This window comes from Ulvibacter sp. 2305UL32-6 (assembly GCF_058148545.1).
This window is the reverse complement of the sequence record NZ_JBYVKA010000004.1, coordinates 109,102-125,862: the sequence shown is the minus strand read 5'-3', so window position 1 is coordinate 125,862 and position 16,761 is coordinate 109,102. Positions and strand designations below refer to the sequence as shown.

The window sequence follows — 16,761 nt, the reverse complement described above, 5'->3', positions numbered from 1 at the left end:
TTCATAATTATTATTTCTGAAACAAAGCACTGACAACAAAACATTATGAAAAAATTCGCCATTTTACTACTCTTTATTGGATCACAAGCATGGTCACAATCGCTAAGCGAACAAGAAACAGATCTTGCAAATTATGAACTCAACGAAAGCTCGTTACATATGCAGAAAGTGCTTGACGGACTTACGCCAAAACAACTCAACTTCAAACCAAGTCCGGAAGCATGGTCTATCGCTGAATGTGCAGAACATCTAGCCATTGCCGAAACTAACCTCTTCGGTCTCTTACAGAAATCCTTGGAAACGCCCGCAGATCCTTCAAAAAGAAGTGAGGTAAAAATGACAGATGCTGAAGTTGTTCCTATGATCACAGATCGCTCAACGAAAGTTAAAACACCAAAACCTTTTGAACCTAGCGGAAAGTTTGGTTCACATGAGGACACAGTAAAAGAGTTTCTAAACAAGCGCGGCGCAACCATGCGCTTTGTATATGAAACCGAAGCTGATCTTCGGAATCATTATATGGTCATGCCTTTTGGCACCCTCGATGCTTATCAAGGCCTATTGTTTATTGCTGGGCATACCGAAAGACATGTGCTTCAAATGGAAGAAGTAATGGCAAATGAAAACTTTCCGAAGTAATCCAAAAGTAGCTATAAATCATTGAAGGATGTCATCCTTCTTCTTAAGAGAGCCAATAGACATGTAACGGTTTCGTCATCCACGGGAGATGAATTATTGAAAATGAAAATGGTGATTGGTTAATTAAAACATCATAGGCTCGTCTATCAACGGTAAGTTCCCATCGTTCCGATGTTTCCACTATTAAACCATCTCTAACAAGCCAATTACCTCTGAATCCCTCAACCGAAGACTGCCCAATAGCCGACCAATGACCAATGACTGCTTGGATCATTCCTTCAATTAAATCGATTTCTTCTTTAGAAATATCGATCCCGTCTATAACTGGGTGCGTTGGAATGACACCGCATAAAATTTTGTTGAGAACTAGATCATGTTCTTCCGTACGACTTCGACCTGTAGTCACAAATTGTAAATAATGCATGGCCTGTAATTGAGTCGATTCACTAACAAACTGTTTCGCTTCAGTTAGTTTAAGTCTTTCAAACAACATTTCGATATAATTATTCAAGAGAACAATACCTGCATTACGTATTCGTATTCCTTGAAAAAATGGAGTATTGTTTTGATTAGCCATTTGTTATAATAAGTTGTTCATGTGCAATCTCTAAAATATCTACCGCTACCTCGTTAGCATCGGATGCTATATCGGTAGTCGTAATTTTTGTGGGCCAGGCGTTATTAAGTTGCCATTGCATAACTACTGTATTACGTTCATCTAGTAGTTTTATCACAATGGTTCTCTTAGTGATCGTATTCATCTTAATCTGTTCATGCCAATTCCAAAAGGCAGTATCACTAATAAAAACCCCTCGTGTCATAGTCACATTGCCATATTTTACAATTCCTGGCATTTGTTCCGAAGAAAATATCGGACTATTACTTTTGCGATATTCGATAATCTGATTTTCTACATCCATCCCTGAGACTTCCTGAAATGAAACTAGCCCATCGCTAATTCCCAAATCGACTTCAAATTTGAACTTTGGTGTTGGCCAGATCGCGTTTTCGATGTTACTATCTTCTGTGCTCATACATAATATTTAACAGAACGAACTTACAAGAAATTTAATTAGGTACACTTCAGTAAAAATACCTAATAAAATGATTTTCAAGATTTAAATCTCCAAACTCCCCTTACCTTCTCTAATCAGCACAGGTTCATCACCTGTTAGATCGATCACCGTAGATGCGATATTTCCGCCATAACCACCATCTATAACGACATCAACTAATTTTCCCCACTTTTCGTAGATCAATTCAGGATCGGTAGTGTATTCAATCACTTCGTCTTCATCTTTGATCGAAGTTGAAATAATAGGATTTCCCAAAGCATGAACAATAGCCTGTACAATTTTATTATCAGGAACCCGTATACCGACTTCTTTTTTCTTTTTAAAAACGTTTGGCAAATTATTATTACCCGGAAGGATAAATGTATACGGCCCGGGAAGCGATCGTTTCAGTAGTTTAAATGTACTCGAATCGATCTGTTTAACATAATCAGATAAATTACTGAGATCTTCACAAACAAACGAGAAATTAGCCTTTTCCAACTTTACTCCTTTTAACTGCGCAACACGCTCCAAAGCACGGGTATTGGTAATATCACAACCCAACGCATAAACCGTATCACTCGGGTAAATTACGAGTCCGCCCTTCTTCAGAATAGAAACAACACGTTGCACATCTTTAGGGTTCGGGTTGTCTTCATATAGTTTTATAAATTCTGCCATGGTTTCTATATTTCAAAAATTGGTTAACTACTTAGCACGCTCCACTTCTGAGCTTAGCTTTAAAACTTTAGTTCCATCCTCTTGTTCAATATACAATGCTTTATTCTCTTGGTCACCGTGTCTGGTAACTTCCGAACCTTCAATCGTTTTTGTAATGGTTTCGGTATGTGTACCGATCACTTTCCCAGAGGTAGTTCCTTTGCCCCATTTCCATTGTACCTGAGTTCCTTTTCGTATCATTTTCTTTTAAAATTAGCCTATTTTCTTCTGAAATGGAACATCTTTAAATAATTTATAACATAAAAATCACATTTTTACGTTCTCTTCTGAAATCCCTTCTATGAAATTACGTTGGTTCATCCTTTTTCTTGCTTTCGGAATATTTTGGACATCGGTTAGCTGTTCTTCAGACAATAGCCCTTCCGCAGAACAGCAAGACGAGATATTGCCTTTGGAAGCCGCATCGATGCTTGATGTTTCCTATGGAAGCAACACACAACAAAAATACGACATCTATCTTCCTGCCGCACGAACCAAAACTAAGACAAAGGTGATCATTTTGGTGCATGGTGGTGGTTGGACTGAAGGTGACAAAGCCGACATGAGTGGTTATGTTACACTTCTTCAAGAGGTTCATCCAAACCATGCTGTGGTCAATATGAATTACGTGCTTGCCGATGTAAATACCGCCGCTTTTCCAAATCAATATTTAGATCTTCAAGCCGTTATCGCAAAACTCACGGCAGAAAGTGAAACGCTACAGATTTTACCGGAATTCGGACTTATTGGCGTTAGTGCAGGGGCACACATCTCATTGATGTATGATAGCGTTTACGATACAAATAATTCAGTAAAGATGGTATGTGATGTGGTAGGTCCAACCAATTTTACAGACCCATTTTTTACCGACAATCCAAATTTTGAATTTCTGCTTTCCTTATTGGTGGATGAAGCTGCCTATCCCGATGGAACAGACTATGCCGTGGCAAACAGTCCGGCGCTACAGCTATCGTCTACAACGAGTCCGACGATCTTATTCTACGGAAATCAAGATCCGCTAGTTCCGCTTGAAAACGGCCAATTATTAAATGATAATTTAGAGGCTATAAGTATTCCGCATAGCTTCACCATTTACGCTGGAGGACATGGCGATTGGGAACCTGCTAGTTATTTGGATCTTCAGAATAGATTGACCAACTATATCAACGAATTTTTACCTGTTTCGGTTGGCGATTAATCAAGTACGCTCAATTTTGCAAATCGAAGTAATAACTTTTTCATTCCTCCTTTTTCAAAGAGAATTTCGGCTTTGGTATCTGCGCCAACGCCTTCGATCTTAACAATTTTTCCCTTTCCGAAGCGAATATGCTCTACATTGGTTCCTTCTGAAAGGTTTGCTTCAGCAGCATCAAAATTCTTGTCGGCACTACTAGTCACGGGTTTTAGTCGGCGTAACTTTTGCAATTGTTCCTGAGATGGACCTCGCGGCGGACTACCAGCTTGTGGTTTCTTTAACCGAAGTTTACTGCGATCAACCTCATCAAAAATATCAGCATCCAATAAAGGCTTAAAGCGATGTTCGGTAATGGGCGTGAGATATTCTAAGTATTGCTCGTCAATTTCAGAAATAAACCGACTAGGCTCGGCATCGATCAGTTTTCCCCAACGATAGCGCGATTGGGTATATGTTAAATAGGCCTGCTTTTCAGCACGGGTGATCGCCACATAAAACAAACGACGCTCCTCCTCTAGTTCGGCACGCGTATTCATACTCATTCCGCTAGGAAAAAGTTCTTCCTCCATTCCTACAATATAGACATAGGGGAATTCCAATCCTTTTGCGAGATGCACCGTCATGAGAGCTACGCGATCTTCATCGCCTTTTTCATTGTCCAAATCGGTTGCTAATGCAACATCTTCAAGAAACTCTGCTAAGGATCCAGTAGCATCGGCGATCTCTTTTTGTTCTTCCACAAAATCACGCATCCCGTTTAATAACTCCTCCACATTTTCAATGCGCGCAATCCCTTCGGGCGTTCCATCTTTTTTAAACTCTTGCACCAAACCAGTCTTCTTGGTCACATGCTCGGTCATCTGAAAGGCATTATAGCCTTCATTGATGACTTGAAAGCTTTGAATCATGGTAACGAAATTTTGTAATTTCGCCTTAGTCCCGCTATTGATCTTTAGATCTACCTTGTCTAAAACCTGCATTACCTCAAACATGGTACGGCCGTAATGATTGGCAGCTACAATGATCTTCTCTATAGTTGTTTGACCAATACCGCGCGCTGGATAATTGATCACACGCTTTAGAGCTTCCTCATCCTTCGGATTAAGTACGAGTCGTAAATACGAAATGACATCTTTGATCTCTTTTCGTTGATAAAAGCTTAATCCGCCATAAATACGATACGGAATGTCTCGTTTCCGAAGCGCGTCTTCCATAGCACGTGATTGCGCGTTGGTTCGATACAAAATAGCAAAATCACCATTCTTGGATTGTTCATTCATCTTGGTTTCAAAGATATTGCTCGCTACAAACCTACCTTCATCACCATCGGTCATGGTTCTGTTTACCTTGATCTTTGCGCCTTCGTCGTTTGCCGTCCAAACCACTTTATCCAATCGTGTTTTATTCTTTTCAATGATGCTATTGGCGGCATGCACGATATTCTTTGTCGAGCGATAATTTTGCTCCAGACGATAGGTCTTTACATCGTCGTAATCTTTCTGGAAATTTAAAATATTGTTGATGTTCGCTCCGCGGAAAGCGTAAATACTTTGCGCATCGTCCCCTACCACACAAATATTTTGAAAGCGATCACTCAGTGCCTTCACAATTAAATACTGACTGTGATTTGTATCTTGATACTCATCGACCAGGATATACCGAAAGCGATTTTGATATTTTGCAAGTACTTCGGGAAAACGTGTTAAAAGCTCATTTGTTTTCAGCAAAAGATCATCAAAATCCATAGCTCCTGCTTTAAAGCAACGATCTACATAGCTTTGATAGATCTCACCCATACGTGGTACCTTAGCCATGGCATCGGCTTCCATAAGTTCAGGATTGTTGGAATATGCCTTCACTGTGATCAAACTGTTCTTAAAGGAAGAGATCCTCGAATACACCTTTTTATATTTGTAAATATCCTTGTCAAGATGCATATCTTTAATCACCGCACGAATCACACTTTGTGAATCTTGAGTGTCGTAAATGGTGAAATTGCTTGGATATCCCAGCTTAGTGGCTTCACTCCGAAGGATCTTTGCAAACACACTATGGAAGGTTCCCATCCACAAATTCTTGGCCTCACTGCTCCCAACAATCTGCGAAATACGCTTTTTCATCTCACGCGCTGCTTTATTTGTAAAGGTCAGTGCCAGAATATTAAACGGATCGACGCCTTGAGACATAAGGTAGGCGATTCGAAATGTAAGTACACGAGTTTTTCCTGACCCCGCGCCGGCAATGACGATCATTGCGCCGTCTTTCTGTAAAACAGGCGCCAATTGGGCTTCGTTAAGTTGATCTAAGTATTGTTGCAAGGTGTTTCTTCTGAAGTAATTCTAAAACGTGAAAATACAGAAATCCACCCAAAACCACAGACTCAGTTTTCATAATTTATAAACAAAACGAAAGGTTTTTGGTTTGTTGAAATTTAAATATCTTTAACTTCGCTATACTTCGCGAAAGCAAATAAATTAGATACTTATGAAACATTTACTTCCATTATTACTTCTTGCTCTTTTTTCGTCTTCCATATATGCACAGCTCAATACCGCTATTTCTAAGGATATTGACGTCGTTGAATCTAAAGTAATTGATTGGCGTCATCATTTTCATGAAAATCCAGAACTCTCAAACCGAGAGTTTAAAACAGCCGAAATAATTGCAAAACATCTAAAATCTTTAGGCCTGGAGGTGACTACAGGCGTTGCGAAAACAGGTGTTGTGGCTATCTTAAAAGGTGACAATCCTGGTAAAGTAGTTGCGTTACGCGCAGATATTGATGCATTACCTGTAACTGAGAGAAATAACCTTCCGTTTAAAAGTGAAGTAAAATCAACCTTTCTAGGCACCGAAACTGGTGTGATGCACGCTTGCGGGCATGATACACACACGGCTATTTTGATGGGTGTTGCCGAAGTACTTAGCAAGCATAAAGATAAAATTAACGGTACGATCAAGTTTATTTTTCAGCCTGCTGAAGAAGGTCCGCCACCCGGAGAAGAAGGAGGAGCCGCTCTAATGATCAAAGAAGGTGTGCTTAAAAACCCTGATGTTGATGCGATCTTTGGTTTGCATATAAACTCAGCGACCCCAGTTGGAACAATTAAATATAAGCCTGGCGGTACCATGGCAGCAGTAGAACGTTTTGTTGTAAATGTGGAAGGCAAGCAAACACATGGTTCAGCACCTTGGGGCGGTGTAGATCCTATTTATATTTCTGCAAAAATTATTGACGGTTTTCAAAGTATTATTAGTAGAGAATCAAACATCACGAATGAGCCAGCCGTAATCACCGTAGGTAAAATTACTAGTGGTGTGCGTTTTAACATTATTCCAGAAAGTGCAGAAATGATCGGAACAGTACGAACACTTGATCCTGACATGCGTACTCATATCATAAAACGAATGACTGAAATGGCTGCCGATATTGCTAAAGCTTATGGAGGGAAAGCGACCGTAACGTGGCAAAACAATACAGCTGTGACGTATAATGACCCAGAGCTCACGGCAACTATGTTGCCTACCTTACAAAAGATCGCAGGTACTGATCAAGTACAGCTTATGAAAGCATCTACAGGTGGAGAAGATTTTTCATTCTTTCAGGAAGTAGTACCTGGTTTCTATTATTTCCTTGGCGGAATGACCCCTGGAAATACCAATGCATATCCACATCATACACCAGATTTCCAAATTGATGATGCAGGAATGAAGTTAGGTGTTCAAACCCTTACTCAATTGTCTTTAGACTATCTAAACATGAAATAAATCTTACAGCTTAATCAGGAAAGTAAATATGGTATAGGTTTTCTATAAAACCCCAACCAACACCTGAAAGATTCGCTTCGGTGCTCATTATCATGATTACTTGATTGGATTCAACCTCTTGTTGAAGATCTATTTCTTCGACCGACTTTGGTGTACTCAAGTTTTTGCTATGGATCTTTTTATTATAGTACCAAAATTCACCATTTTTAAATATCTGGTCTGGTAAGCCTATGTAGTACATTCCCCAGAAAAAACTATCACCAATCGTTAATAATTTAATATTGGCTGTACTAGCCGTAGAATCAATACTGATTTTAGGATAAGCCATTTCTATATTCGGTATCTTAAAAAGCAGATTCATTCCTTTTTCCAAATCATTATCCGTAAATTTTGAATCCTTGGTGAGCTCTACTTCGTCCCACACAAATCGAGGCAGCTTAACATCGCGCTTATCTTCTATATAAGATATAATGGAATCTGCGGCTATAAGTTCTCCATAACGACTCCAATGAATACCTAGTTTTGGTAATAGAGGATATTTGGCTTTATCTTTCATTGTGAGAAACCACGCATTAGCATCAATTAAATTCAGGTTTTCACGCTGAAATTCTTCGAGATAGTAAATATAGTTGTTGGTAGTTAATTCATTTTTATAATATCGGTCTGGTATATATTCTGGGTAATACATCCCCTTTCCAGGAGCAATAACCATTATTAGGTCTATACCCAGAGTAGCTAGCGTATCTTGAATCCTCTTAATTTTTTTAGTTTTACTAGAGATATACTTTTTATCTTGAGAATGCTTCTTAACATATGAGTTAATATATTTCTCTTCGTACAAATAATTATTCTTACCAACAATAACGCCCTTTGCCCTAGCATCTTTAAATAGCCAATAAGCTATTTGATTATCTAAACGAACTGCTGTATTTCTGAAACCAAAGTTCTCATTAAAATATTTTTCTTCCTGAGATTGATAGTTTGCACTAAGATAACTACCTATTGAAAAGGAAGGCTTCTCAACAGTAGGAGATACTCTATGTAGTTTATCTATGGAAATAGGATGAAATGCACCTTGAATAAGTGGTAAAAAGAGCAAAACTAAAATAGTAGCTGCTAAGATTTTTTTTACGGTATGGTCTTTTGTTTTCTTCATCTAAAATCTGAAATAAATAAACGGATTAAAGCCATAAGCTGTAATTGAACTTAGTGATAGAACGAAAAAAATGATTCCTATGAATGTTAGTAAAAAGTTTGTGCTGATGCTATAACTATCTTTGTTGAAAAGGAAATGTTCAATTTTTTTGTCAAATTTGAAAAACGTAATAAAAGAAAAAATTATTGATAGAATCATTATTGTGTATAACGACGGGATTGTTTCGGGAAGGTAAATGGATTCGAGATCAAAAAGTTTATTAAGGTAAATATTAATACTTGCTATATCCTCTAATCGAAAGACAACCCAACCGATCATGACGATAAAAAATGTAATTATCATACTCGGAAATCTCCCTATCTTATCATAAAACTTCATTAAAAATAATCTATCGAAAATTAAAAACAAACCATGATAGGCTCCCCAAATAACAAAATTCCAGGATGCACCATGCCATAGTCCTGAAAGAAGAAAAACGATCCACAAATTAAAAAACAATCGCGCTTTAGAAGAAACTCTACTTCCGCCGAGAGGAATATAAAGATAATCCCGCATGAAGGTACCTAAGGTGATGTGCCATCTTCTCCAAAACTCTGTGATACTACCAGAGGTATAAGGTGAATTAAAGTTTTCAGGAAATTTAAAGCCCATTATACGTCCCAGACCTATAGCCATATCTGAATAACCTGAAAAATCAAAGTATATCTGGAAAGTATAACAAAGAATCCCTAACCAAGCGGTACTAAAATCGAGAGATGCAAGATCTCCGCCCATTATCAAGTCGGCCTGCTCACCCAAAACGTTCGCTAACAAAACCTTCTTCGCTAAACCTATACAAAATCTATAAAATCCAATAAGTTTGTCGTCTACAGTTTCTACCCTATTTGTAATCTGGTCTGCTACGAGATTAAACCGTACAATAGGTCCAGCAATCATTTGCGGAAATGACATGATATACAGTAAGTAGTCGGTTACCTTTTTCAGGGGTGCATGAACTTTTCTGTATACATCTATTGAATAAGTAAGAGTCTGAAAAGTATAAAAGGAAATTCCTATGGGAAGCGCAACGGATGTCCATTTAATATTTTTCTCGCCAAATGCGGCCAAAACCGTATTCACATTGTCGATAAAAAAGTTCGAATATTTAAAGTAAAGTAATAGTCCTAAGTTTATGAATACAGAACTAAATAGGAGAAGCTTGCGTATATTTAGCTTTTCTGTTCTATAAAGCTTTTGAACAATATAAAAATCTAGTATTGTAGATCCAAGAATTACAAAGACAAATTTAGGCGCACCCCAGCTATAAAAAAATATACTCGCAACAAGGATTACTAAATTTTTGAACTTCTTACTTACTAAATGATAGAGTAATAGAAATACCGGCAGAAAAAAAAGTAAGAAAAAGCTACTGCTAAATATCATTCCCGAAAAATACGTTTAATTCTGAATTGAAAAAAAAAAAAAAAAACTAACACAAATAGTGTTCTCATCCTTAAACATTTATCTAAATAAATTTATCTCAATAGGGCTTTTTACCCTAAAATCGTCTTCAATTCGTTAAATTTGATTTGACAAACATAAGACAAAGCTGGCTACCAGCTTTAATTTTAATCCGTTGTTTATTATGGATCCAATCCTTGATTTTTTAAAAAGTGTCCCTTGGTGGGCGTGGGTATTACTCGTTATCATATTTGTTGCGTTAAAAGACATCATCCAAAGAAAACATACCATTAAACACAACTTCCCTATTGTGGGACATTTTAGATATCTGCTAGAAAGTATTGGTCCGGAGCTACGGCAGTATTTTGTAGCAAACAATAGAGAGGAACTCCCTTTTAATAGAATTGAGCGCGGTTGGGTTTATGCTTCTTCCAAAAATGAAAACAACTATGAAGGCTTTGGAACCGATCGCGACATTTATGCGCATCAGCATATTTTTATCAATAATGCGATGATGCCCTATGAGATTGGCTCTAATCACCCAAATGCTTCCGATAAATACTTTTTACCTTGTGCGAAGGTCATGGGTGCCTATAATAAACGAAGAAGACCGTACAGACCTGCTTCTGTGATCAACGTATCTGCCATGAGTTTTGGATCCCTTTCAGCCAAGGCTGTTGAATCACTAAACAAAGGAGTGAAAATTGCAAATGCATACCATAATACAGGCGAGGGCGGATTGTCTCCCTATCACAGTCATGGAGGCGATGTAGTATTTCACTTCGGAACAGGCTATTTTGGAGTTCGTGCAGAAGATGGCGGATTCTCTATGGAAAAAATGATCGCTCTCGTGGAGAAAAACCCCTTTATAAGAGCTATTGAAGTTAAATTGTCACAAGGTGCTAAACCTGGCAAGGGTGGTGTTTTACCCGGAGCAAAAATAACGCCAGAAATCGCAGCAATTAGAGGTGTTGAAGTGGGTAAAGACGTACTTTCTCCGCCAAATCACAAAGCATTTTCCAACGTGCCAGAGATGGTCGATTTTATCGAAAAACTAGCGGAAGCCACGGGACTTCCCGTAGGAATTAAAGCCGCCATTGGGAAATTAGATCAGTGGGAAGAACTCGCCGATATTATGGTCAAAACCAATAGAGGTCCAGATTTCATTACGGTTGACGGTGGTGAAGGCGGAACGGGTGCTGCTCCTCCAAGTTTTGCAGATCATGTCTCTCTGCCTTGGATGTATGGTTTTGCCGATCTATACCGCCTATTTCAGAAGAAACAGCTTACAGATCGAATTGTATTTATAGGAAGTGGAAAACTAGGATTTCCAGCCAAAGCAGCCATGGCATTTGCGATGGGAGCAGATTGTATCAATGTGGCGCGTGAAGCGATGATGAGTATTGGTTGTATTCAAGCGCAGATCTGTCATACCAATCGGTGCCCTAGTGGGGTTGCAACACAGAAAAAATGGCTTCAAAATGGAATTGATATTCCGTTAAAAAGCGAACGACTCGCACAATATTTTAAGACCTTCCGAAAGGAATTTATCGAAATCACACATGCTACAGGCTATGAACATCCATGTCAGTTTAAGATGAGTGATATTGAACTAAACGTAGATGACCACTTTATTTCAACCGAATTGGATAAAGCTTATCGTTATAAAAAAGACCCTGTTCCGTTTAACGATATGCAAACATTGAGATCTTGTCAATTTTTAGGCGGAAATTACGCAAAGCAAGAGAAAATGCAGGAAACGGTTTAAGTAAATAAAATTACGCGATCCTTAAACTTCGGTTAAGAGATCGCTATTTAAATAAGTTCAAAAATATTTTTCTGTTTGCTTTTGAAATTGGAACTCTATAATTATTTTCCAACACCAAATATCCTTCGTTTTCGAAACTCCGTACTTTTTCCAGATTAATTATATGTGATTTGTGGCATTTAAAGAAAATTTTACTCAACGCCTTCTCAAATTTTCCCAAGTTATAAGAACTCAAGATTTCGCTTTTATCTGTAAGATGAAACTTAGTATACCCCTCATAACCTTCTATATGAAAAACTTCTTGTTGAGGAATAAATGAAAGTCCTTTACTTGTTGGTACTATTATTTTATTGGTGTTTGTAATAGCTTCGGAAAGAATATGGATCAATTTTTCATTGCTTTCACTTTGTTGTTTTTGAGCTATGGCATCCAAAGCTTTTGAAACAGCGTGTTTAAGATCGTTATCATCCACAGGTTTCAATACATAATCTACGGCCGATTGCTTTAAAGCCTTTAAGGCATATTCGTTATATGCTGTCACAAAAATTACTTGAAAATGAAGCTCGTTTAGCGCTGAAAGCAATTCAAAGCCAGTCATTCCTGGCATTTGAATATCCAAAAATAAAATATCGGGATTCTTCTGCTGAATAGCCTTAAGCGCTTCTTTTGGCTTCTGAAATGCCCCTAAAACCGTTATTTCAGGAAACAACTTCTCTACTTTCTGCTGAAGCCCCTTTAATGCCGTAAATTCATCGTCGACTAATATGGTGGTTATCGCTTTCATTTTAACGTTTTTATGGTAAAAATAGCCTTATTGCCTCTGTCGGTTCCTTCCGAAAATGCTTCTTCCGTGGTATAGGTGATCTCCCATTTATCAGATTGATTTAGAAAAAAGAGTCGGTCGCTTAAAATAAGAGAAGAATTTATTTTTCGATCGTTAGGCTTTTTTGTGTTCGCGAAACCTACGCCGTCGTCAATGATCTCAACACCTAATTTATTCCAATTCAAATATTTAAATACAATGGTAATATTTCCGTTTTCCTCTTTGTTGAAGATTCCGTGATTTACAGCATTTTCAACCACAGGCTGCAATAACATTGTAGGAATGATGGTGCTTTCAGCATCAATATATTCATCAATAATAAACTCGAAATTAAGTTTATCTTTAAATCGAAGTTTTTCAATTTCAAGATAATTGGTCAGTAAACTTATTTCTTGAGCCACCGAGATTTCCTCTTCTTTGGTCAATTCAAAAAACCGACGAACTAACTGTGAAAATTTGACGAGATACTTTTCAGAATTGACAAAATCATTCTCGTTGATATAATATTGAATGGCAGCTAACGAGTTAAAAACAAAATGCGGATTCATTTGCGAGCGCAGCGCATGCAACTCGTATTCTGCCAATTTCTTCTGTGTTTGAATCTTCATGAGCTTCTTTGAAAGTTCGTGTTTTCGATACTGAAATAGTAGAAACCCTACCATAGCTAACACGAGTAATATAAAAGCTGCCTTAGTGATATTTCGTTGCCACCACAAGGGTTTTATCACAATAGGAAGTTGTAGTGTCTTTTCTGAATTAAATTGCTTTACCTTCAGAATTAACTGATAGTCTTTAGGCTTTAGATCGTATAAATTCACCTCTCCCGAAACCGTTGTCGTCCATGTTGCTTGATCGGGACTCAGACGATATTGCAAAACATCATTTTCAGTATCAAAAAAATTAACAACGCCAAAATTGACCTTTAAATTTATACCAGAATTATAGCGTAAACTCACGCTATCTTTGCGGAGTTTCTTTCCATTGACGGATACTTCTTTAATATAAAGCGCGTAATTTTCACTTTCGGAAATATCATCGGTATTAATAACGGTAAGTCCTTCGCTGGAGCCTATGTACAAGTGGTTATTGAAAAATAAAACATCGATCACATTGTTTGTAGGAAAACCATTGATCTGACTATATTTTTTAACCGAAAATGGTTCGTTTTCTTTTCTTTCGTAATGAAGTAATGAACCTTCAGATACGGCCCAAATTGAATTTGGATTTTCTATGCTGATGTTCCCAACGATCGCTTGATCTGTAGGGATCAATTTAGTGAGGTTTCCGAAGCTAAAAAGATAGACTCCATCCCCTTCTGTAGCGATATACGTTCTATCACCATCTGTTTTAGCTAATATTACTTTACTGCCAATCTCAACATCTTTATAGACTTTAAACCGATCCATATCCTCCTTGTAATACAGCATCTTTTTAAAATTGAATACAAAAAGTGAATCTGTTTGTTTAAAAAGTCCTTGATACGAAGAATAAGCGGTATATACTTTTTTTGTGCGTTCTGCAAAACCATTTTTACTTATTCCTGAAAATCCTTCGGTAAAGTAAGAGCCACGGTAGTTTATAAGATTTCTTCCGAAGCTAAAAGATTCATCTGTAGGAATTGTTTGCAGAACTCCATCTGTTTCTAAATACACTGTTTTCCAAAGTACTGCCACCACTCCATCCTCTAATTTTGAAATATCATAGAGGCTTGACCCTGCATGAGCCCAAAATTGAGGTTGATCATCAACTAATTTATAGATCGCATCGCCTTCCACACCAACATAAATTTGACCATTAACTTCACTTATCTTAGAAATTACCTTTCCATTAAAAAAATGGGTAAAGTTTTGATAGTGAATAGGAAGTTTATACAATCCATCGAAACTAGTACAGACCCAAATAAAACCATCTCGGTCTTTAAAAGATTGCGTTGAGCCTAAGTGGGCAGGAATTAAATAGGAGGCTCTTTGATCAATTGCTTCATCATAGGTAAATAGCCACTCATTTGCGCTTAATTGGAATTTATCATTGACCAAATTCATCCATACGTTTGTTCTGGCGTTGGATGCTCTGAGCAAGCTAGAGGTAGGTTCCGACTTGATTTGTCCATTTTTTAAATTGACAATATCATAATTGTTTGCACTACAAAACACCAACAGCGAATCTGAATATTGATATACATTTGGATTTCCCAGAAAGCGCTTAAATTCATGAATTACTTTTCCATCCTTATTGATCACCGTTTCATTTTGATTCTGTTTATAGCCTATCTTGATCGGTGTATTTAAAAGTGCTGTGGTACCATTTTCATTTTTTTCGGCTTTCCAAATCGTGTCTTTAAAATGATAGGTAAATCCTCCACTAACGATAGCAATATTGTTGCCCGATTGAAGAATTTTTCCGCTGGGATTCATCATATCCCTATTGGAAGAAAAGAACGAATAAACACTATCATTTTTAATGTACCCCAAACGATCACTTCTTGTAAAGTACCAAACACGATCATCGGGTGTAATGCGGATATGCCAGATCTCATTTATAGGCAAACCTTCTTTAACGGTAAAGTTTTTAAACGTTTTTCCGTCGAATTTACTAATTCCTTTGTCTGTAATAAACCATATAAAACCTTCTTTATCTTGTAACCCTCGATACACGTAATTACTCACTAAACCATCTTTTTCGGTGTAATTCGTATAGTTTTGAGCGTTAGAAGAAAGACCTACAACGAGGAAAAGGAAAAGTATTATATATGGTTGGGGATACTTCAATAGATTGTTTTATCGCTATGGATTAATAATTTCTACTTTTTACTAAAGATAGGAATTAACTCGTATTCTCACTCCTTTTTAAGAACACCTTTTAGACACATATCTTTGACAATAAATACGTTACAATACCGCTTTCAATAGACCTCCTCATTATCTTCAGAGAAATCACTGTTCAACCTTCCCGGTTAAAGCATACGCAACGCTTTCAATTAAGTGAAAGCAAAAACCTTTCAGAAATAGGCACTACTGAAAGGTTTTGACTAGAGTAAAAAACGACTAACTAAATTGTTTTTTAAAAACTTCCGCTTTGATTGATCTTGGTCAAATTACCTCCGCCCGCCTGTGTAATCGTCGTATTGAATGGAGCAGAACCAAATTGTATGATCGTTGCGTCATTACCATTTCCCGTTTGATGGATATTCGCAATATGATTATTTCCAACTTGAACGGTGAGTCCTGTATTGTTATTTCCATCTTGTAACACGTCAGAACAATTCCCATCGCCTATTTGGTATACATCGGAATCGTTATTAATACCATCTTGCAACGTAGTATTTTTGTTGTAATCACCCAATTGCAATACATAACTATCGTTAAATCTTCCTCTTTGTGTGATATCATTAGAGTTACCGTCTCCTTGCTGATAATTGAAATTCTCGTTACGTCTTCCAGATTGAGAGACGGAAGAATAGTTGAAACCTCCTATTTGATCTATATCGGAATTATTTCGTCGTCCGTTTTGCGCAACAAATGCCGCATTATCATCTCCTGTTTGATCTATAGTAGAAGAGTTTCTGTTATTTGTTTGATTTGTTAAAGCAAAATTACTATCACCACTCTGCGCAACCGCTGAAGAGTTTCTATTTCCGAATTGCAATACCTCGGCTTGGTTCGAATCACCAAATTGGTCTATGTCACCATCATTTCTATTACCAACCTGATAGATGTAGGCTAGGTTGTCATCTCCCTGCTGATCGCTATTGGTGTTATTCAAGTTTCCATCTGAATACACCTGGGCATAATTACTATCTCCCTGTTGACTTTGAACATTCGAATTTTGATTTCCTAATTGATCGAAGTCGGCTATATTCGCATCCCCATCTTGGTCTACATCAGAATTGTTTAAATCGCCCTGCTGGTATCCTACGTTAGAGTTAGCATTACCTACTTGATCGACTTCACTATAGTTCGCATCTCCCACTTGCTCAACACAAGAAAAATTGTTGGTTCCTGTTTGATTTAGCAGGCTGATGTTAAAATTTCCATTTTGAATTACTTTTAGATCATTGCCAGTTCCAATTTGATTGGAGTTAGAAATATTGTTTATGCCTGTTTGCACAACATTTGCCGTATTATTCTGTGCGTTTAATGCTAGTGCAAATAAAAGCACAAAAGCAAATTGAATTGAAGTTTTCATAATATGAGATTT

The 16,761-nt window shown here is 37.5% G+C and carries 14 protein-coding genes; 4 read left to right on the top strand and 10 right to left on the bottom strand.

Translation table 11 applies throughout. The features are described 5' to 3' along the window. Positions 1-45: 45 nt before the first annotated feature. On the top strand, positions 46-639 hold the full coding sequence (locus ACY2RU_RS13345) for a DinB family protein (RefSeq protein WP_490138970.1): 594 nt from the start codon (positions 46-48) through the stop codon (positions 637-639). Positions 640-682: 43 nt separating this feature from the next. On the opposite strand, the gene ACY2RU_RS13340 is transcribed toward ACY2RU_RS13345, so the two are convergent. From ACY2RU_RS13340 to ACY2RU_RS13325, 4 genes are all read right to left on the bottom strand, one after another. Beyond that, a complete protein-coding gene (locus ACY2RU_RS13340) occupies positions 683-1,216 on the bottom strand; it encodes a contractile injection system tape measure protein (RefSeq protein WP_490138969.1) in 534 nt (177 codons plus the stop codon). Then, entirely contained in the window at positions 1,209-1,673 is a 465-nt protein-coding gene (locus tag ACY2RU_RS13335) for a phage tail protein (RefSeq protein ID WP_490138968.1), read from the bottom strand. Before ACY2RU_RS13335 ends, ACY2RU_RS13340 begins: the two co-directional genes overlap by 8 nt. A gap of 84 nt (positions 1,674-1,757) precedes the next feature. Further along, positions 1,758-2,375 (bottom strand): L-threonylcarbamoyladenylate synthase, encoded by a 618-nt coding sequence (locus ACY2RU_RS13330; RefSeq protein WP_490138967.1) that lies wholly within the window; start codon positions 2,373-2,375, stop codon positions 1,758-1,760. A 27-nt stretch (positions 2,376-2,402) separates the two neighbouring features. Continuing rightward, positions 2,403-2,615, bottom strand: a complete 213-nt coding sequence (locus ACY2RU_RS13325; RefSeq protein ID WP_490138966.1) for a hypervirulence associated TUDOR domain-containing protein — start codon at positions 2,613-2,615, stop codon at positions 2,403-2,405. A 100-nt stretch (positions 2,616-2,715) separates the two neighbouring features. Here ACY2RU_RS13325 and ACY2RU_RS13320 point away from each other — a divergent pair, with 100 nt between their 5' ends. Further along, complete coding sequence (locus ACY2RU_RS13320) at positions 2,716-3,612, top strand: alpha/beta hydrolase fold domain-containing protein (RefSeq protein WP_490138965.1); 897 nt, start codon at positions 2,716-2,718, stop codon at positions 3,610-3,612. On the opposite strand, the gene ACY2RU_RS13315 is transcribed toward ACY2RU_RS13320, so the two are convergent. Beyond that, positions 3,609-5,927: an ATP-dependent helicase gene (locus ACY2RU_RS13315; protein WP_490138964.1), complete on the bottom strand. Its 2,319-nt coding sequence runs from the start codon at positions 5,925-5,927 to the stop codon at positions 3,609-3,611. The genes ACY2RU_RS13320 and ACY2RU_RS13315 overlap by 4 nt on opposite strands. A 166-nt stretch (positions 5,928-6,093) precedes the next feature. On the opposite strand from ACY2RU_RS13315, the gene ACY2RU_RS13310 reads away from it, so the two are divergent. Continuing rightward, entirely contained in the window at positions 6,094-7,377 is a 1,284-nt protein-coding gene (locus ACY2RU_RS13310) for an amidohydrolase (protein ID WP_490138963.1), read from the top strand. Positions 7,378-7,387: 10 nt separating this feature from the next. Here the strand turns inward: ACY2RU_RS13310 and ACY2RU_RS13305 are convergent, their stop codons facing one another. Together ACY2RU_RS13305 and ACY2RU_RS13300 are read right to left on the bottom strand one after the other, a co-directional pair. After that, positions 7,388-8,533, bottom strand: a complete 1,146-nt coding sequence (locus ACY2RU_RS13305; RefSeq protein WP_490138962.1) for an alginate O-acetyltransferase AlgX-related protein — start codon at positions 8,531-8,533, stop codon at positions 7,388-7,390. Then, a complete protein-coding gene (locus tag ACY2RU_RS13300; protein ID WP_490138961.1) occupies positions 8,534-9,652 on the bottom strand; it encodes an MBOAT family O-acyltransferase in 1,119 nt (372 codons plus the stop codon). A 505-nt stretch (positions 9,653-10,157) separates the two neighbouring features. On the opposite strand from ACY2RU_RS13300, the gene ACY2RU_RS13295 reads away from it, so the two are divergent. Then, positions 10,158-11,741 (top strand): FMN-binding glutamate synthase family protein, encoded by a 1,584-nt coding sequence (locus tag ACY2RU_RS13295; protein WP_490138960.1) that lies wholly within the window; start codon positions 10,158-10,160, stop codon positions 11,739-11,741. A 43-nt stretch (positions 11,742-11,784) separates the two neighbouring features. Here ACY2RU_RS13295 and ACY2RU_RS13290 read toward each other — a convergent pair whose 3' ends face one another. The 3 genes from ACY2RU_RS13290 to ACY2RU_RS13280 form a co-directional block, all read right to left on the bottom strand. Further along, complete coding sequence (locus ACY2RU_RS13290) at positions 11,785-12,525, bottom strand: LytR/AlgR family response regulator transcription factor (protein ID WP_490138959.1); 741 nt, start codon at positions 12,523-12,525, stop codon at positions 11,785-11,787. Continuing rightward, positions 12,522-15,332, bottom strand: a complete 2,811-nt coding sequence (locus ACY2RU_RS13285) for a sensor histidine kinase (protein WP_490138958.1) — start codon at positions 15,330-15,332, stop codon at positions 12,522-12,524. The genes ACY2RU_RS13290 and ACY2RU_RS13285 overlap by 4 nt, the downstream gene beginning before the upstream one ends. 292 nt (positions 15,333-15,624) lie before the next feature. After that, positions 15,625-16,749, bottom strand: coding sequence for a hypothetical protein (locus ACY2RU_RS13280; RefSeq protein WP_490138957.1), 1,125 nt, complete (start codon positions 16,747-16,749; stop codon positions 15,625-15,627). Positions 16,750-16,761 lie beyond the last annotated feature (12 nt).